The organism is Streptomyces sp. NPDC025784 (assembly GCF_055558435.1).
In genome coordinates this window covers 684,656-702,431 of sequence record NZ_JBVHMN010000001.1, presented here as the reverse complement: position 1 = coordinate 702,431, position 17,776 = coordinate 684,656, and the positions used below count along the sequence as shown (strand labels likewise).

General features: G+C 71.4%; 18 protein-coding genes. 10 read left to right on the top strand and 8 right to left on the bottom strand.

Annotated features, from left to right (window positions below; translation table 11 throughout):
- Nucleotides 1–35 precede the first annotated feature (35 nt).
- From ACZ4IF_RS03075 to ACZ4IF_RS03060, 4 genes are read left to right on the top strand one after another with little or no spacing between them, the layout of a single operon-like run.
- On the top strand, nucleotides 36–650 hold the full coding sequence (locus ACZ4IF_RS03075; RefSeq protein ID WP_467559022.1) for a DUF1266 domain-containing protein: 615 nt from the start codon (nucleotides 36–38) through the stop codon (nucleotides 648–650).
- 22 nt (nucleotides 651–672) lie between these two features.
- On the top strand, nucleotides 673–1,422 hold the full coding sequence (gene recO, locus ACZ4IF_RS03070; RefSeq protein ID WP_095934181.1) for a DNA repair protein RecO: 750 nt from the start codon (nucleotides 673–675) through the stop codon (nucleotides 1,420–1,422).
- A gap of 36 nt (nucleotides 1,423–1,458) precedes the next feature.
- On the top strand, nucleotides 1,459–2,316 hold the full coding sequence (locus ACZ4IF_RS03065; protein WP_426680568.1) for an isoprenyl transferase: 858 nt from the start codon (nucleotides 1,459–1,461) through the stop codon (nucleotides 2,314–2,316).
- Between the two features lie 5 nt (nucleotides 2,317–2,321).
- Nucleotides 2,322–2,837, top strand: a complete 516-nt coding sequence (locus ACZ4IF_RS03060) for a YcxB family protein (protein ID WP_467559019.1) — start codon at nucleotides 2,322–2,324, stop codon at nucleotides 2,835–2,837.
- A gap of 86 nt (nucleotides 2,838–2,923) precedes the next feature.
- On the opposite strand, the gene ACZ4IF_RS03055 is transcribed toward ACZ4IF_RS03060, so the two are convergent.
- From ACZ4IF_RS03055 to ACZ4IF_RS03040, 4 genes are read right to left on the bottom strand one after another with little or no spacing between them, the layout of a single operon-like run.
- The gene (locus ACZ4IF_RS03055) at nucleotides 2,924–3,349 is read right to left on the bottom strand and encodes a Fur family transcriptional regulator (RefSeq protein ID WP_467559017.1); all 426 of its coding nucleotides are present in this window, start codon (nucleotides 3,347–3,349) and stop codon (nucleotides 2,924–2,926) included.
- A gap of 58 nt (nucleotides 3,350–3,407) precedes the next feature.
- Complete coding sequence (locus ACZ4IF_RS03050) at nucleotides 3,408–4,310, bottom strand: metal ABC transporter permease (protein ID WP_359487428.1); 903 nt, start codon at nucleotides 4,308–4,310, stop codon at nucleotides 3,408–3,410.
- On the bottom strand, nucleotides 4,310–5,089 hold the full coding sequence (locus tag ACZ4IF_RS03045; RefSeq protein WP_467559015.1) for a metal ABC transporter ATP-binding protein: 780 nt from the start codon (nucleotides 5,087–5,089) through the stop codon (nucleotides 4,310–4,312). The genes ACZ4IF_RS03050 and ACZ4IF_RS03045 overlap by 1 nt, the downstream gene beginning before the upstream one ends.
- 5 nt (nucleotides 5,090–5,094) lie before the next feature.
- Nucleotides 5,095–6,057, bottom strand: coding sequence for a metal ABC transporter solute-binding protein, Zn/Mn family (locus tag ACZ4IF_RS03040; protein ID WP_467559013.1), 963 nt, complete (start codon nucleotides 6,055–6,057; stop codon nucleotides 5,095–5,097).
- A gap of 272 nt (nucleotides 6,058–6,329) precedes the next feature.
- On the opposite strand from ACZ4IF_RS03040, the gene ACZ4IF_RS03035 reads away from it, so the two are divergent.
- On the top strand, nucleotides 6,330–7,712 hold the full coding sequence (locus ACZ4IF_RS03035; RefSeq protein WP_359487434.1) for a glycine--tRNA ligase: 1,383 nt from the start codon (nucleotides 6,330–6,332) through the stop codon (nucleotides 7,710–7,712).
- Between the two features lie 91 nt (nucleotides 7,713–7,803).
- Here the strand turns inward: ACZ4IF_RS03035 and ACZ4IF_RS03030 are convergent, their stop codons facing one another.
- Nucleotides 7,804–8,859 (bottom strand): chitinase, encoded by a 1,056-nt coding sequence (locus ACZ4IF_RS03030; protein WP_467559010.1) that lies wholly within the window; start codon nucleotides 8,857–8,859, stop codon nucleotides 7,804–7,806.
- 211 nt (nucleotides 8,860–9,070) lie between these two features.
- On the opposite strand from ACZ4IF_RS03030, the gene ACZ4IF_RS03025 reads away from it, so the two are divergent.
- Nucleotides 9,071–10,075 (top strand): aldo/keto reductase, encoded by a 1,005-nt coding sequence (locus tag ACZ4IF_RS03025; RefSeq protein WP_467559008.1) that lies wholly within the window; start codon nucleotides 9,071–9,073, stop codon nucleotides 10,073–10,075.
- Between the two features lie 26 nt (nucleotides 10,076–10,101).
- The gene (locus tag ACZ4IF_RS03020) at nucleotides 10,102–10,689 is read left to right on the top strand and encodes a TetR/AcrR family transcriptional regulator (RefSeq protein WP_467559006.1); all 588 of its coding nucleotides are present in this window, start codon (nucleotides 10,102–10,104) and stop codon (nucleotides 10,687–10,689) included.
- 52 nt (nucleotides 10,690–10,741) lie between these two features.
- Here the strand turns inward: ACZ4IF_RS03020 and ACZ4IF_RS03015 are convergent, their stop codons facing one another.
- Nucleotides 10,742–10,948 carry a hypothetical protein gene (locus tag ACZ4IF_RS03015; protein WP_028804569.1) on the bottom strand — a complete coding sequence of 69 codons (207 nt, stop codon included), beginning with the start codon at nucleotides 10,946–10,948 and terminating at the stop codon, nucleotides 10,742–10,744.
- A 100-nt stretch (nucleotides 10,949–11,048) separates the two neighbouring features.
- On the bottom strand, nucleotides 11,049–12,479 hold the full coding sequence (locus ACZ4IF_RS03010) for an MFS transporter (protein WP_467559004.1): 1,431 nt from the start codon (nucleotides 12,477–12,479) through the stop codon (nucleotides 11,049–11,051).
- 101 nt (nucleotides 12,480–12,580) lie between these two features.
- On the opposite strand from ACZ4IF_RS03010, the gene ACZ4IF_RS03005 reads away from it, so the two are divergent.
- Both ACZ4IF_RS03005 and ACZ4IF_RS03000 read left to right on the top strand, forming a co-directional pair.
- On the top strand, nucleotides 12,581–13,654 hold the full coding sequence (locus ACZ4IF_RS03005) for a helix-turn-helix transcriptional regulator (RefSeq protein ID WP_467559002.1): 1,074 nt from the start codon (nucleotides 12,581–12,583) through the stop codon (nucleotides 13,652–13,654).
- A 180-nt stretch (nucleotides 13,655–13,834) separates the two neighbouring features.
- Entirely contained in the window at nucleotides 13,835–15,025 is a 1,191-nt protein-coding gene (locus ACZ4IF_RS03000; protein ID WP_467559000.1) for a barstar family protein, read from the top strand.
- A gap of 10 nt (nucleotides 15,026–15,035) precedes the next feature.
- Here the strand turns inward: ACZ4IF_RS03000 and ACZ4IF_RS02995 are convergent, their stop codons facing one another.
- Entirely contained in the window at nucleotides 15,036–16,490 is a 1,455-nt protein-coding gene (locus ACZ4IF_RS02995) for an MFS transporter (RefSeq protein WP_467558998.1), read from the bottom strand.
- Between the two features lie 119 nt (nucleotides 16,491–16,609).
- Between ACZ4IF_RS02995 and dusB the strand changes: the two genes are divergently transcribed.
- Nucleotides 16,610–17,761 carry a tRNA dihydrouridine synthase DusB gene (gene dusB / locus ACZ4IF_RS02990; RefSeq protein WP_467558996.1) on the top strand — a complete coding sequence of 384 codons (1,152 nt, stop codon included), beginning with the start codon at nucleotides 16,610–16,612 and terminating at the stop codon, nucleotides 17,759–17,761.
- The last annotated feature ends 15 nt before the right edge of the window (nucleotides 17,762–17,776 follow it).

Sequence of the window (17,776 nt, the reverse complement as noted above, 5' to 3'; positions counted from 1 at the left end):
GGGGAGGGAGACCGTGTGACGTAGGGTGCGGCCGCATGGCGATATGGAACCGCCGCGGGCGGAAGGTCACGCGCAGATACCCCGTTCCGCTCACCATGCACCAGCTGTGGATGGTGTCGCTGAGTGCGCCGGTGAGCCGGGACCGGGACGCCTCCCGGACGACCCTGTACCCGTTCACCCGCATCGACGACGACAAGGCCCGGCGCTGGCTGGCCGACCAGTGGGAGATCACCTCGCGCGAGGCGCTGGTCGGCCGCCTCGACGACCTGGCGCGGTCCGGCTACCGCACGGGCGTCCGGCGGCGGCTCGGCGTCGAACCGCTGGCGTGGGACGCCGGACTGTACGTGGACATCTCCCGCAGGGGGTTCGCGGCGGGGATGCTGAGCGAGTCCGAGGCGTGGACCGCGCTGAAGAACATCGTGCCGGCGGTGGTGCGGTCGTACGCCTCCTGGTCCGAGTACGCCGACCACTACCTGCTGGGCCGCATGGTCTGGCGCGACAACCTCCGAAGCCGCGGGGGCGAGGACCTCCCGGCACCGCAGGCCGTGTCCGACGCGCACCTGAAGTCCCTCCTGGACCCGGCGAACCGGGCCAGCCCCTGGAACATGGCTCCCTGGGAGGCGATCGGCCGCCCCGACCACGGACGCTGAATCCGTACGGGAGAATGGGCCCATGAGTCTGTTCCGCGACGACGGCATCGTGCTGCGCACCCAGAAGCTGGGTGAGGCGGACCGGATCATCACGCTGCTCACCCGCGGTCACGGACGGGTACGTGCCGTGGCCCGCGGCGTCCGGCGCACCAAGTCGAAGTTCGGCGCCAGGCTGGAGCCCTTCTCGCACGTCGACGTGCAGTTCTTCGCGCGGGGCAGTGAACTCGTCGGGCGCGGGCTGCCGCTGTGCACGCAGAGCGAGACGATCGCTCCGTACGGTGGCGGGATCGTCACCGACTATGCGCGCTACACCGCGGGCACGGCCATGCTGGAGACCGCCGAGCGGTTCACCGACCACGAGGGGGAGCCGGCCGTGCAGCAGTACCTGCTGCTGGTCGGCGGGCTGCGCACGCTCGCCCGCGGCGAGCACGAGCCGCACCTCGTCCTGGACGCCTTCCTGCTGCGCTCCCTCGCGGTGAACGGCTACGCGCCGAGCTTCGGCGACTGCGCGAAGTGCGGCATGCCGGGTCCGAACCGGTTCTTCTCGGTCGCGGCGGGAGGTTCCGTCTGCGTCGACTGCCGGGTGCCCGGCAGCGTCGTACCCTCGGCTCAGGCCCTGGAACTGCTCGGGGCGCTGCTCACGGGAGACTGGGAGACCGCGGACGCGAGCGAGCCGCGGTACGTCAGGGAGGGCAGCGGGCTGGTGTCGGCCTATCTGCACTGGCACTTGGAGCGCGGACTGCGTTCCCTTCGGTACGTCGAGAAGCAGTGACAGCAAGCGCAAGCAGCAAGAGGAGACGAGAAGCACATGGCCGTACGCGGGATCCTGGGACGCCAGCGCCGCGAGTACCAGTCGCCCGAACCACACCCCTCAGGCGCCCGCGCGCCGAAGCTCCCCGGTGAACTGGTCCCGGGCCATGTGGCGATCGTCATGGACGGGAACGGCCGGTGGGCCAAGGAGCGCGGACTGCCGCGCACCGAGGGGCACAAGGTCGGCGCCGAGCGTGTGGTGGACGTGCTCCAGGGCGCGATCGAGATGGGCGTCGGGGCGATCTCGCTGTACGCCTTCTCCACGGAGAACTGGAAGCGCTCGCCGGACGAGGTGCGCTTCCTGATGAACTTCAACCGCGACTTCATCCGCAAGACCCGCGACCAGCTCGACGACCTCGGCATCCGGGTGCGCTGGGTGGGCCGGATGCCCAAGCTGTGGAAGTCCGTCGCCAAGGAGCTCCAGATCTCCCAGGAGCAGACGAAGGACAACGACCGGCTCACGCTGTACTTCTGCATGAACTACGGTGGCCGCGCCGAGATCGCCGACGCGGCGCAGGCCATGGCGGAGGACGTGAAGGCCGGACGGCTCGACCCGTCGAAGGTCACCGAGAAGACGTTCGCGAAGTACCTCTACTACCCGGACATGCCGGACGTGGACCTGTTCCTGCGGCCCAGCGGCGAGCAGCGCACCTCCAACTACCTTCTCTGGCAGAGCGCGTACGCCGAGATGGTCTTCCAGGACGTGCTGTGGCCCGACTTCGACCGGCGTGACCTGTGGCGCGCCTGCGTCGAATACGCCTCGCGCGACCGCCGCTTCGGCGGCGCCGTCCCGAACGAGGAGCTCATCGCGATGGAGGCGGCCATGAAGGGGCGGCCCGACGCCGAGGGCGTCTGACGCCGATGGACGAGGGGGAGCGCGTCGAGCTGGTGTACCGGGCCACGGCCGGGGAGTTCCGTGAGGCGCTGCGCGTCGCGGAGAACGCCTCGACCGCCGGGCGCTGGGGCCGGCGCCTCCTGCTCGCCTCCGGCGTTCTCGGGGTGCTCGTCGGGGTGCTGCCGATGACTCTCGGGGCCTCCGCCGATCCCAGGGTGGCCGTGATGCTCGGTGCGGCCGTGCTGGGCCTCGGGGTGCTGCCGTGGTGGCAGGCCCGGCTCGTCCAGCGGCGCGCCGCCGCCCGGGGCGAGTACCGGGCCGTCGTGGACGCGTGGGGAGTGCGGGTCACGCACCGGCAGGGCAGCCGACTGACCGGCTGGCCGCGGATGGCCCGCTACGCGGAGACGCGCCGCTCCTTCGTCCTGCTGGGTTCCGGGCCCAAGGCGCCCGCCTCGATCCTGCTGCCGAAGCGGGGGGCCGGCAGCCCCCTGGACGTCGAGAGGTTGCGCTCGATCCTCGACCGCAACCTCACCCGCGTCTGACCGGCCCGCCCTTCGACGGCGGTCCGGATCCCGCCCGAAGCCCGTCCGGCCCCGGTGTCAGGGCCGGCGGCAGTCGCCGGACGGCGTCAGCCCTCGGACGACGGGCACTGCGCGCAGTCCGCGCACGTGCCGAAGATCTCCACGGTGTGCGCGACGTTCACGTAGCCGTGCTCCGTCGCGATCGACTCCGCCCACTTCTCGACGGCCGGGCCCTCGACCTCGACGGCCTTGCCGCACACGCGGCACACCAGGTGGTGGTGGTGCTCGCCCGAGGAGCAGCGGCGGTAGACGGACTCGCCTTCGGTGGTGCGCAGGACGTCGACCTCGCCCGCGTCGGCGAGGGACTGAAGGGTGCGGTAGACGGTGGTGAGCCCGACCGAGTCACCCTTGTGCTTGAGCATGTCGTGGAGCTCCTGAGCGCTGCGGAACTCGTCGACCTCGTCGAGAGCCGCCGCCACGGCGGCACGCTGCCGGGTGGAACGGCCCCGAACGGGCGATCCAGCGGTTGTCACCGTTGCCTCCTCACGTCTGCCCTTGCCCGGCCATTGTGCCAGTCCGGGCTGTGCCCGGTCAGACGCCGACGTCCGTCCGTTCACCCCGCGTGGCCGGAATCGCACACTCCGCGGGGTCGCCCTCGGCCTGCGCCGCCGCTGCCGCGCGGGCCCGTCGGCGGGCCAGCGGAGTCGCCAGCGCCGTCAGCGCGATGAACGCGCCGATCGTCAGCAGCACGATGGTCGCGCCGGGCGGCACGTCCTGGTAGTACGACGTCACGGTGCCGCCGATGGTGACGCTCACCCCGATCGCCACGGCGATGGCGAAGGTGGCCGCGAAGCTGCGGCTGAGCTGCTGGGCGGCGGCCACCGGGACCACCATCAGCGCGCTCACCAGAAGCAGTCCGACCACCCGCATGGCGACCGTCACGGTCACCGCGGCCGTGACCGCGGTCAGCAGGTTCAGGGCGCGCACCGGCAGGCCGGTCACCCGCGCGAACTCCTCGTCCTGGCTGACCGCGAACAGCTGACGGCGCAGCCCCAGGGTGACGAGCACGACGAACGCGGCGAGCAGGCAGATCGCCGTCACGTCGGACTCCGAGACGGTGGACAGCGAGCCGAAGAGGTACGAGGTCAGGTTGGCGTTCGAGCCGCCCGGCGCGAGGTTGATGAACATCACGCCGCCCGCCATGCCGCCGTAGAACAGCATCGCGAGGGCGATGTCGCCGCGTGTCCTGCCGTACCAGCGGATCAGTTCCATCAGGACGGCACCGAGGACCGAGACGGCCGTCGCCATCCACACCGGCGAGGTCGACAGGAGGAAGCCGAGGCCCACTCCGGTCATCGCGACGTGGCCGATGCCGTCGCCCATCAGGGCCTGGCGGCGCTGCACGAGGTAGATGCCGACGGCGGGCGCGGTGATCCCCACCAGGACGGCGGCGAGCAGGGCCCGCTGCATGAAGGCGTAGTCGAGGATCTCCATCAGCTCAGCAGTCCCGTCCGGATCGGTTCGGCGTCGTGGGCCGCGTGCGGGTGTACGTGGTCGTGGCCGGGCAGCGCGTGCTGGCCGACCGCCCGCGGGGGCGGGCCGTCGTGCAGGACGCAGCCGTCGCGCAGCACGACCGCACGGTCGATCAGCGGCTCCAGCGGGCCCAGCTCGTGCAGGACGAGGAGGACGGAGACGCCCTGGGCGACCTGCTCGCGCAGGGTCGCGGCCAGCACCTCCTGGCTGGCGAGGTCGACGCCCGCCATCGGCTCGTCCATGATCAGCAGCTCGGGTTCGGAGGCCAGCGCGCGGGCGATCAGCACGCGCTGGTGCTGGCCGCCGGAGAGCGCGTCGACGGGGTCCTTGGCGCGGTCGGCCATGCCGACGAGCTCCAGGGCGCGCCGTACGGCCGCGTGGTCGGCCTTGCGCAGCACGCCGAAGCGGGCGCGCGACAGCCGGCCTGACGCCACGATCTCGGCGACCGTCGCGGGCACGCCGCCGGCCGCCGTGGTGCGCTGCGGCACGTACCCGACGCGCTTCCAGTCCCGGAAGCGGTTCCGCGGGATGCCGAAGATCTCGATGTCGCCGCCGCTGACGCCGACCTGTCCGATGATGCTGCGCACGGCGGTCGACTTGCCGGAGCCGTTGGCGCCGAGCAGCGCGACGACCTCGCCGCGGTGCACGGCCAGGTCGATGCCGCGCAGGACCGGGCGCGACCCCAGCCGTGCGGTCACCCCGCGCAGGGATATGACGGGCTCGCTCAAGGCTTCCTCCATGGCGGTCACTCGGCGCCCAGGGCCGTCTGGAGCGCCTTCAGGTTCGACTCCATGACCTGCACGTAGTCGTCGCCCCTGGACTTGTCGGTGATGCCCTCGACCGGGTCGAGGACGTCCGTCTTCAGGTGGGCGTCGTCGGCGATGGTGCGCGCCGTCTTGTCGCTCACGAGGGTTTCGTAGAACACGGTGGTGACGCCGTCGGCGCGGGCCATCTCCTCCAGCCCCTTCACCCGGTTCGCGCTCGGCTCCGACTCCGGGTCCAGGCCGTTGATGGCCTCCTCGGTGAGGCCGTAGCGCTCGGCGAGGTAGCCGAAGGCGGCGTGCGTGGTGATGAAGACCTTGGTCCTGGTGTTCTTCAGGCCGTCCGTGAAGCGGGTGTTCAGCGCGTCCAGCTTCTTCACCAGCGCCTCGGTGTTCTTCTGGTAGTCCGCCGCGTGGTCGGGGTCGGCCTTCACGAAGGCCGAGCCGACGCCCTTGGCGACCTCGGCGTACTTCACCGGGTCGAGCCAGATGTGCGGGTCGCTGCCGCCGCTCTCCTCGCCCTCGCTGTGGTCGTGGGCCGCCGCGTGCCCGCCGACCTCGTTGCCGTGCTTCTCCAGGGAGGTCAGCGAGGCGGCGTCGATCTTGGTCTCGACCTCGGACTGCGCCACGGCGTCGTCGACGGCCGGCTGGAGGTTCTTCAGGTAGAGGACGGCGTCCGCCTCCTGGAGCTGCGCGGTCTGCCGCGCGCTGATCTCCAGGTCGTGCGGCTCCTGGCCGGGCTGGGTCAGCGTCGTGACGTTCACGTGCGTCCCGCCGATCTGCTCGGCGAGGTACTGCATCGGGTAGAACGACGCCACCACGTCGAGCTTCCCTCCGCCCTTGCCGTCGGCGGAGGCCGAGCCGGAGCAGGCGGAGAGGGTGCCGAGGCCGAGGACGGTGGCGGCGGCCACGGCGGTCCCGGATATGAGGCGTCGCTGTACGTTCATGACAGTCATTTTCAACAAACTTGGAAACGGTTGTCAACAAGCGCTCCGGCGGGCCCCGGGGGGACCCTGGAGAGAGCGGTTCCGGAAGCCCCGGTGAGCGGATCAAACAGCAGCAAGCGGCAGGAAGCGGCCGGGACCGCGAACCGATTTGATACAGGGGTGGGCCCCGCCGGTAACCTGAAGCATTCGTCCGCCCGTCTCCCGATCTCCACCCCTCACCGAGGCGCTCCGCGCCGCCCCCATCCATCTCCGTTCGTAATGAAGAGAGCACCGTGGCCGCCGACAAGATCGACACCATCGTCAGCCTGAGCAAGCGCCGTGGCTTCGTTTTCCCCTGTAGTGAGATCTACGGCGGCCAGCGCGCCGCCTGGGACTACGGCCCGCTGGGCGTCGAGCTCAAGGAGAACATCAAGCGCCAGTGGTGGCGCTACATGGTCACCTCCCGTGAGGACGTCGTCGGTATCGACTCGTCGGTGATCCTGGCCACCGAGGTCTGGGTCGCGTCGGGTCACGTCGCCACCTTCACGGACCCGCTCACCGAGTGCACCTCCTGCCACAAGCGCTTCCGCGCCGACCACCTGGAGGAGGCCTACGAGGCGAAGCACAACCGCCTCCCGGAGAACGGTCTCGCGGACATCAACTGCCCCAACTGCGGCAACAAGGGCCAGTTCACCGAGCCCAAGCAGTTCTCGGGCCTGCTGTCCACCCACCTCGGCCCCACGCAGGACAGCGGCTCCGTCGCCTACCTGCGCCCCGAGACCGCGCAGGGCATCTTCACCAACTTCTCCCAGGTGCAGACCACCTCGCGCCGCAAGCCGCCGTTCGGCATCGCGCAGATGGGCAAGTCCTTCCGCAACGAGATCACGCCCGGCAACTTCATCTTCCGCACCCGCGAGTTCGAGCAGATGGAGATGGAGTTCTTCGTCAAGCCGGGCGAGGACGAGAAGTGGCAGGAGTACTGGATGCAGGAGCGCTGGAACTGGTACACCGGCCTCGGCCTGCGCGAGGAGAACATGCGGTGGTACGAGCACCCGCAGGAGAAGCTCTCCCACTACTCCAAGCGCACCGCGGACATCGAGTACCGCTTCCAGTTCGGCGGCAACGAGTGGGGTGAGCTGGAGGGCGTCGCCAACCGTACGGACTACGACCTCTCCGCTCACTCCAAGGCCTCCGGCCAGGACCTGTCGTACTTCGACCAGGAAGCCGGCGAGCGCTGGACCCCGTTCGTCATCGAGCCCGCCGCCGGTGTCGGCCGCGCCATGCTCGCCTTCCTCCTCGACGCCTACGTCGAGGACGAGGCGCCGAACGCCAAGGGCAAGATGGAGAAGCGCACCGTGCTCCGCCTCGACCCGCGCCTGTCGCCGGTCAAGGTCGCCGTGCTGCCGCTCTCCCGCAACCCCGAGCTGTCGCCGAAGGCCAAGGGCCTCGCGGCCGCGCTGCGCCAGCACTGGAACATCGAGTTCGACGACGCCGGCGCCATCGGCCGCCGCTACCGTCGCCAGGACGAGATCGGCACGCCGTTCTGCGTCACCGTCGACTTCGACACCCTGGACGACAACGCCGTCACCGTCCGCGAGCGCGACTCGATGAAGCAGGAGCGCGTCTCGCTCGACCAGATCGAGGGCTACCTCGCCGCGCGTCTGATCGGCTGCTGACCGCGCCCCGCGCCTGATCGGCCGCCGGGCCGCGCGCCCGCCCTGCGCACACGAGCCCCCGGTTCCGCACGGAACCGGGGGCTCGTGTCGCTCAACGCCCCTGAAGGGCCTTGACGTTGTCGCCGAACGTCCAGTTCTTCGAGCCGTCCCAGTTGATCGACCAGGTCATCAGGCCCTTGAGGGACGTGCCGTAGTGCCGCCACGCCTGGGACACCAGGCTCGGCGACATGTAGCCGCCGCCCGCGCCCGACTGGGCGGGCAGGCCCGGGACCTGCTTGTCGTAGGGCACCCTGATCGTGGTGCCCTGGACGACCAGCCCCTTGTTCAGGCAGTCGGTCTGGGCGGTGAAGCCCTGCACGGTGCCCGCGGAGTACGAGTCGCCGGAGCAGCCGTACATGCTGCCGTTGTAGTACTGCATGTTGAGCCACCACAGGCGTCCGTTGTCCGCGTACTTCTTCACGATCGGCAGGTACGCGCCCCAGATCGACCCGTACGTGATGCTGCCGCCCGTGACGTAGGCGGTCTCCGGCGCCATGGTCAGGCCGAAGTTCGACGGCATCCGGGACAGCACGCCGTCGATGATCCGGATCAGGTTGGCCTGCGACGTGGACGGCTGACCGATGCTGCCGCTGCCGACGAGACCGGTCTCGATGTCGATGTCGATGCCGTCGAAGTTGTACTTCTTCAGGATCGGCACGATCGTGTCGACGAAGCGGTCGGCGACCGTGGACGAGCTGAGGTCGATGCCCGCGGCGGCGCCGCCGATCGACAGCAGGATCGTCTGCCCGGACGCCTTGGCCGCGCACATCTCCGCCGGCGTCGCGACCTTCACGCCCGCGTCCATGCCGTCCTCCCACAGCGCCGTGCCGTCCGAGCGGATGACGGGGAACGCGGCGTTGATCACGTTGTAGCCGTGCGCGGCGATACGGGAGTCGGTGATCGGGGTCCAGCCGAAGGGCGGGTGGACGCCGTTGGACGAACCGTCCCAGTTCTCCCAGTACCCCTGGAGGACCTTCCCGGTGGGGCGGGACTTCACGGCGCAGGTGTCGGCGGCGGACGCGCCGGGCGCGCCGGCGAGGGTCATGAGCTGTGCGAGACAGGCCGTCGCGAGTGCGGCGCCCAGCAGACGGAGTTTCCGGCGGATCATGCGGGCCTCCCGGGTGGGGGTACGGCGAGGTGTCCGTGGAGCTGGCAAGAAATGTCGTAGGCATGACAGTGCTCGCGGTCCAGACCTTTCGTCAATAGGTCTGGACCAAAGAGGGGCGGGCTGACACATGACAGATGACAGATATTGAAATCTGTCATCTGTCATGTCAGGCTGGGGACGTACCACCCCCCTCGGGACACAAGGAGTCCTCATGCACACCCGCACCCTCGGAACCACCGGCCCCCAGGTCTCCGCCCTCGGCCTCGGCTGCATGGGCATGTCCGCGCTGTACGGCGACACCGACCGGGCCGAGTCCGTCGCGACGGTCCACGCCGCGCTCGAAGCGGGCGTGACCCTGCTCGACACCGGCGACTTCTACGCCATGGGCCACAACGAGATGCTGATCGGCGAAGCGCTCCGCTCCGCCCCGCCCGCCCGGCGCGAACAGGCCCTGACCAGCGTCAAGTTCGGCGCGCTGCGTGACCCGGACGGCGGCTGGACGGGTTACGACGGCCGCCCCGCCGCCGTGAAGAACTTCGCCGCGTACTCCCTCCAGCGCCTGGGCGTGGACCACATCGACGTGTACCGGATCGCGCGGGTCGACCCCGACGTGCCGATCGAGGAGACAGTGGGCGCGATCGCCGAACTGGTCCAGGCCGGGCACGTCCGGCACATCGGCCTGAGCGAGGTCGGCGCCGACACCGTCCGCCGGGCCGCCGCGACCGCGACCATCGCCGACGTCCAGATCGAGTACTCGCTCATCTCCCGCGGCATCGAGCGGGAGATCCTCCCGACCGTCCGGGAACTGGGCATCGGCGTCACCGCGTACGGCGTGCTGTCCCGCGGGCTGATCTCCGGCCACTTCACGGCCGACCGGCAGCTCGGCGCGAACGACTTCCGGTCCATGAGCCCCCGCTTCCAGGGCGAGAACCTGCGCCACAACCTCACGCTCGTCGAAGCGCTCCGGAAGATCGCCGAGCAGAAGGGCGTCAGCGTCGCGCAGATCGCGATCGCCTGGGTGCTGTCGCGCGGCGAGGACATCGTCCCGCTCGTCGGCGCGCGCACCCGCGACCGTCTCACGGAGGCCCTGGGCGCCCTCGACGTCACGCTCGGCCCGGACGACCTGACCGCCATCCAGGAAGCGGTGCCGGCGGGCGCCGCGGCGGGCGCCCGCTACCCGGCGGCCCAGATGGCACACCTCGACAGCGAACGCTGACGGCACCGGCAGGTACGGTCTTCGTCATGGCACCGACCTCCGAGACCCTGACCGCCGAGCGCATCCTCGCAGCCACCGAGGAGGTGCTGCGCCGCCACGGCCCGGCCAAGGCCACCGTGGTGGACGTGGCCCGTGCGCTCGGCGTCAGCCACGGCAGCGTCTACCGCCATTTCCGCACGAAGGCGGCGCTGCGGGAAGCGGTCACCCAGCGCTGGCTGGAACGGACGTCCGAGGCCCTCGCCGGCATAGTCGCCGAGGACCGCGACCCCGCGTCGCGGCTGCGCGACTGGTTCACCGGTATGTTCGCGGCCAAGCGCAAGAAGGCGGGCGACGACCCCCAGCTCTTCGCCACCTACCAGGTGCTGATCGGCGAGAACAGCGTGGTCGTCGAGCGGCACATCGCCGACCTCACCGGCCAGCTCACCGAGATCGTCCGGGACGGCGCAGCGCGTGGCGTGTTCGACGCCGCCGACCCCGCCGTCTCGGCCCGCGCCGCCTTCGACGCCACAGGCCGCTTCCACGACCCCTGCTACGCCCGCGAATGGGAACAGCCGGGCATCGAGGCGGACTTCGAGGCGGTCGTCGCCCTGGTCCTGCGCGGCCTGCGCGCCTGACCCGCCGGGCGCCCGGCCCTCGGCCCGCCGGACGCCCGGCCCCGCGTCCCCCTCACGCGTCGGCCGGATCCACCGTCGCCTGATGCGCCTCGGCGAGATGTTCCTCCGCCTTGAGCCACGGCAGGAACTGCGCACCCTTGCGCCAGCCGCACGTGTCGCATCTGATCGTCCGCTGCACGCCCGCGCGTTGCACATGGACGACATGCTCCCGACCGTGCTGGTCCCAGCGGCTCACCTTGCTCGTGTTGATCTGAAGCATGACGCCCTCCAATGACAGCGCTCCGCTCGTGCGCTTAGGAGTGTGCAGCAAGGAGAAGATCAACGGGGTGTCTTCGGCGGCGAGTTGAACTTCTTCGGCGTCAGTTGATCGTGCGTGGCAGGCGGAGGCTCAGTGCTGTGGTCAGGGCCACGCCCGCGAGTTGGACCAGGAGCGTGGTCACCAGGGCGTCCCGCATGCCGTGGGAGGGGACCAGGGCCAGGAAGAGGGAGCCCAGGGTGGCGACACCCAGGGCGAGGGCCGACTGCTGGGTGGTGATCATGACTCCGCTGCCGACGCCGGCCCGGGCGGGCGGGACCTCGGAGAGGATGATCCGGAAGATGACCGGCAGCTGGAGGGCCTGGCCGGCGCCCGCCACCGCCGCGCCGGGCAGCAGCTCCCGCACGTCGAGGTCCGGCCAGGACCGCCAGGCGGCCACTGCCAGCAGCGTCACACCCACCGCCTGGACGAGACCGCCGACGGTGACGACACGGGTGCCGTGGCGGGCGACGAGCCGGGGGCCGCACAGGGAGACGGCGAAGAAGACGACGGCCATGGGCGCGAGCGCGAGCCCCGCGGGCACCGGCCCGAGGCCCGCGCCCCGCTGCAACGCCACCGCGATCACGAACATGAAGCCGCTGAAGCCGATCGAGAACGGCACGATCATCACCAGGCCGCGGCGCAGCGAGGTCAGCGCGAACAGGCTCGGCGGAACCAGCGGCGTACGGCCGCTCCGGTCCTTGCCGCGTTCGACCAGATAGAACGCCGCCGCCGCGAGCGGGAACAGGGCCAGCGACAGCCAGGTCCACAGCGGCCAGCCCGCTGCCCGGCCCTCGGTCAGCGGAGCGAGCAGGGCGAGCAGGGACACCGCCAGCAGGACCGTGCCGGGGGCGTCGACCGGCTCCGGGTGCTGCGAGCGGGTCTCCGGTACGGCGCGCGCGGCGAGGACCAGGCCGACGACCACGACGGGCACGTTCACGAGGAACACCGAGCGCCAGCCCGTGCCCGCGATGTCCGCGGCGACCAGGACGCCGCCGAGGATCTGCCCGGCGACCATGGAGAGGCCGGCCGTGGCTCCGTACAGGCCCATCGCCTTGGCGCGGCGCGGCCCGCTGGTCGCCGACTGGATTGTCGCGAGGACCTGCGGCAGCATCGCCGCGGAGGCCGCGCCCTGCGCGACGCGTGCCGCGACCAGCGTCCAGGCGGAGGGCGCCAGCCCGCACGCGAGGGACGTCAGACCGAAGGCGGCCATGCCGCCGAGGAAGAACTGCCGCCGGCCGAAGAGGTCGCCGAGGCGTCCGCCCAGGACGAGGAGGACGGCGTAGGAGACTCCGTAGCCGGCGACGACGAGTTCGAGGACGGCCTCGCCCGCGTTCAGGTCACGGCCGATGGTCGGCAGGGCGACGTTGACGATGAAGAAGTCGATGAGGGGCAGTGCCGCACCGAGCAGCACGGTGAAGAGTCCGAGGCCCCCGAGCACGGGTGGGGCGACTCGGGAGCCGGTCGGGGTCGTGAGAGTTCCGGTATCGGTCACGTCCCTCAGCCTTCGCCCCGTCTCAGGCTGGTACCAGAGTGTTCTTATCCTGGTAGAAGCAGTACCTGGAAACAGGTTCCGGTGAGGTTCAGGCTGGAGGCATGACGACGATGGTGCGGGAGACGACCACGACCCCGGCCCCGCGGGCAGCACACCCGGCCCCGGCCGCGCAGGCCGGGACACCGGCCCGCACCCCGGCCGACGCGCCGGCTCCCGCCCCGGCCGGACGGGCCCGCCCCCCGGCCCCCGCCCCGCGGCCGGAACCGGCCGCCCCCGCCGCGGACCGGCCCGCCGCCGCACCCCGTGGCAGCGAGATCAGGCGGCACGAACTCGCCGGCTTCCTCCGCAGCAGGCGCGAACGCATCCCGCCCGAGCAGGTCGGACTGCCCCGCGGCCGGCGCCGGCGCACCCCGGGACTGCGCCGCGAGGAGGTCGCGCAGCTCTCCGCCGTGGGCGTCACCTGGTACACGTGGCTCGAACAGGCGAGGGACATCCAGGTCTCCGAGCAGGTCCTCGACGCGCTGGCCCGCACCCTGCTGCTGGACGCGAGCGAGCGCGCCCACCTCTTCCAGCTGGCGGGCGCCGTCGACCCCTCGCCCGCCGCGCAGTCCCCGACGATCACCCCGGCGCTGCGGCACATGCTGACCCAGCTGGAACCGGTCCCCGCCTGCATCCAGAACAGCCGGTACGACATCCTCGCGTACAACAGGACGTACGCCCGCCTGCTGATGAGCGACCTCGACGCGGTGCCGCCCGAGGACCGCAACTGCATGATCCTCGTCTACACGAACGCCGAGTGGCGCAGGTCGATCGTGCAGCTCGACGACGCGATGCGCATGATGGCCGCGAAGCTGCGCGGCTCGATGGCCGGACACCTCGGCGAACCCGCCTGGAAGATGCTGGTCAAGCGGCTGACGGCGGAGTCCGCGGAGTTCCGTGAGCACTGGGAGCGGTACGAGGTGGTGGGCGGCGCCCGCAGCAGGACCAAGCAGTTCCTCAACCCGTACGTGGGGCTGGTCACGGTCGACCACACCGACCTGTGGCTCGCCCCCGACCTGGGGGCCCGCATGGTGACGTACATCCCGACGGACGAGGAGAGCCGTGAGCGGCTGGAGCGGCTGTACGCCCTCGCGTCGGCGGACGGGAATCCGGAGCGGGACGCCAAGCCCGCGTGACGGCAGGCCTGCGTGCGGGACGCCAAGCCCGCGTGACGGCAGTCCCGCGCGTGATGCCCGGCCCGCGCGACCCCGTCCGCGCCGACCGGTCGCGGTCCCCGTCGCCGGGCGCCGGCCAGGTCAGGGAGGTGCCCGGCCTATGATCGGCGCGGCCGTCGGAGGCCGGAGGGGCGTGGGGTCGTGCACGAGGACGGTTCGTTGCGTGAGGTCGTCTGGGGGCGGGATCTGCCCCTGCGCTTCGCGCTCGTCAGCGAGGAGTGGGACGGCGAACAGACGGTCTGGGCGCGGTGCGTCGACGTCGAGGGGCTGTTCCTGGACCGGGCCGCCTTCCGGGAGCGGCTGACCCTCCTCGGCTGCAAGCCCACCGGCCGGCTCCTCAAGGCCGCCGAGCGCTGCGCCGCGCGTCGGACGCCCGTCCCCTTCGGCGATCTGAACCTCGTGGTGAGCGACCTGGACGCCGAGGATCCGTACGACGACGACCACTGCGCGTTCGAGGACGCCGTGGTCGTCGGCAGCAGGCCCGGGACCGGGGACTCCGCACGGTTCGACCTCGTCGTCGAGTGCGTCGTCACCGAGCAGCCGCGCCCCTGGCGCAAGGAACCCGCGAGGACCGAGATCACCCTCCTCAACGGCACCAGCGGCGGTCCGCTCGGGCGCTGCGTGCGGGTGGAGGGCCTGTACGGAGCCCGGCCCGACCCCGGCCGCCGGCCCGCGCGGCTCATCGGCTGCGAGCCCTCGCCGGAACTGCGCCACCGGATGGTCCATCGCCGTCACGGCGGGGACAGCCTGCAGCTGTGGCTCCTCGACCGCACGGGCCGGCCGACCCCGGTCCAGGAGCACATCGCGGTGGACGTCGACGAGTGCCGCCCCTCCGCGCTCGGCGGTGCGCTGATCGATGTGACGCTCAAGGGCGGGCTCTTCCGCCGCCTGCCCTTCCCGCCCGAGGTCCGGCCGGTGTGGGAGGCCTGGCACGAAGGCCCGCCCGCCGTGCGCAACGCATGGGCGCGCTTCCCGGCCGAGGGGCGCAGCGAGTGGCTGCGGTTCACCGAGGTGTGCCCGGGCCCCGAGGAACCCGGCACGGTGTGCGACCTGGACGGGCGGTACGTCACCGACGTGCCGGGCCTGCACTGCGCGATCGGCGAGGCGGTCGGCGGCCCGGGGTACGCATGGCACCAGTGCTGGAACGCGCTGCGCGGCTGCCAGTGCCGCGGCGAGACGCCCCGCGCGCCCTTCACGCTCGTCTGGCACCACGCGGACGTGGCCCGGCAGGCCCTGGCGGGGGTCAGCGTGGACAGGGACGGCGAGCGGGACTACTTCGAGGCGGTGGTGCCGTTCCTGGATCGGCTGGGCGTCACCGTGGTGCTGCGCTAGGACCGATCCGCTAGGCGCGTACGCCCGCCGGGTCCCGTACCTCCGGGGACTCCTCCGACACCAGCCGCGCGGCCGTGTCGTCGGCCGTCCTGCGGGCCCAGCGTCCGCTGGTCAGCGCGCCGAGGACGAGGACCGCGAGGCCGCACGCGGCGATGATCCACCAGCCGGGCCGGGCGGCCGGCACGAAGGCGTCCCGGTAGGCCGACCCCCGCACCCCCGAGGCCAGCACGGCGCCGACCACGGCGACCCCGAGGGTGCCGCCGATCTGGCGGCTGGTCGAGGCGACGGCTGCGGCGACGCCCGCCTGGGAGCGAGGCATGCCGGAGACGGCGGTGTTGGTGATGGGCGCGTTGACGAAACCGAAGCCGATCCCGAACAGGACGTAGCCGACGACGAGCGTGACGTTCGACGTCTCGGCCTCGAAGGCCGCGAACAGGACGCCGCTCGCGGACATCGCCACGCCGGCGATCAGCAGCGGCAGGCGCGGTCCCCGGCTGCCGACCACCCGTCCCGACAGGGGAGCGCAGACGAAGCACAGGGCGGCCATCGGCAGCATCCACAGACCGGCGTGCAACGCGTCCAGACCGCGCACGTTCTGCAGGTAGAGCGTCGACAGGAAGAGGAAGCCGCTGAGCGCGGCGAACGCGCTGACGGCTATGACCGTGGCCCCGCTGAACGGCGCGGAGCGGAAGAAGCGCAGATCGATGAGAGGTTCGGCCCGTCGCGGCTCGAACCACAGGAGGCCGAGCAGCGCGGCGACGGCGATCGCGCCGAAGGCGAGGGTCTTCGGGGCGCCGGAGCTGGGCGCCTCGATGATCGCGTACGTCAGCGAGCCGAGCAGCGCGATGACCAGCAGCTGTCCGACCGGGTCGGGGCGGCGGGCCTTGGGGGCGCGGGACTCGGGGACGAAGCGCAGGGTGAGCAGCAGCGCCGCGAGGCCGACCGGGAGGTTGATCCAGAAGATCGAGCGCCAGCCGACCGAGTCGACGAGGAGGCCGCCGACCAGGGGGCCGGCGGCCATGGAGATGCCGACGACACCGCCCCACGCGCCGATCGCGCGGGCGCGCTCGCGCGGGTCGGTGAAGGTGTTGGTGATGATCGACATCGCCACCGGGTTGAGCATCGAACCGCCGACCGCCTGCACCATGCGGAAGACGACGAGGGATTCGAGGTTCGGGGCGAGGGAGCACAGGACCGAACCGAGAGTGAAGACGACCAGGCCCGCGGTGAAGACCTTGCGGCGGCCGATGCGGTCGGCGGTCGAGCCCGCGAGCATCAGCAGCGAGGCGAGGACCAGGGTGTAGGCGTCGATGGTCCACTGCAGGCCCGCGACGTCGGCGTGCAGTTCCCGCTGCATCGAGGGGAGGGCGACGTTCAGGACCGTGTTGTCCAGGCTCACGATCAGCAGGCTCATGCAGCAGATCGCGAGCACCAGCATCCGGTGGCGGTGGCTGAGCTCGGGCATTCGTCCAGCGTACGCCGTTTTCAATAGTGTGTCTAACTAATGAACGGTACACGATCTTGGCCGCGGGGTGAGACCGGATCCCCGTACGAGCATCCGCCGGCGTACGCGACAATGGGGGAATGTCCACGCCCACCCTCGCCCCCGCGTCCCCTCTGTCGATCGGCCCCCACACGGTGCAGCCGCCCGTCGTCCTCGCGCCCATGGCCGGGATCACGAACGCGCCGTTCCGCACCCTGTGCCGCGAGTTCAGCGGCGGCAAGGGCCTGTTCGTCAGCGAGATGATCACCACGCGGGCGCTGGTCGAGCGCAACGAGAAGACCATGCAGCTGATCCACTTCGACGCGACCGAGAATCCGCGCTCGATCCAGCTGTACGGCGTGGACCCCGCCACCGTCGGCAAGGCCGTCCGCATGATCGCGGAGGAGAACCTCGCCGACCACATCGACCTGAACTTCGGCTGCCCCGTCCCGAAGGTGACCCGCAAGGGCGGCGGCTCCGCCCTCCCGTACAAGCGGAACCTGCTGCGGGCGATCCTGCGCGAGGCCGTCACCGGCGCCGGCGACCTCCCGGTCACCATGAAGATGCGCAAGGGCATCGACGACGACCACATCACCTTCCTGGACGCCGGGCGGATCGCCGTCGAGGAAGGCGTCACGGCGATCGCGCTGCACGGCCGGACCGCCGCACAGCACTACGGCGGCACGGCGGACTGGGACGCCATCGCCCGCCTCAAGGAGCACGTGCCGGAGATCCCCGTGCTCGGCAACGGCGACATCTGGTCCGCCGAGGACGCGATCCGGATGGTCCGCGAGACCGGCTGCGACGGCGTCGTCGTGGGCCGCGGGTGCCTCGGCCGGCCCTGGCTCTTCGGCGACCTGGTGGCCGCCTTCGAGGGGCGGGCGGAGTTCGCCCGGCCGACCCTGCGCGAGGTCGCGGACGTCATGGTCCGCCACGCGACCCTGCTCGGTGAGTGGATCGGCGACGAGGCCCGCGGTGTCATCGACTTCCGCAAGCACGTCGCCTGGTACCTGAAGGGATTCGCGGTCGGCTCCGAGATGCGCAAGCGCCTCGCGATCACCTCGTCGCTCGCCGAACTCGCCGAAGGACTCGCCGAGCTGGACCTCGACCAGCCCTGGCCCGCCGGCGCGGACGGGCCCCGCGGCCGCACCTCCGGCAACAACAGGGTCGTCCTGCCGGACGGCTGGCTGAAGGACCCGTACGACTGCGCGGGGATCGGCGAGGACGCGGAACTGGACACGTCCGGGGGCTGACCCGGCCCGTGCGCC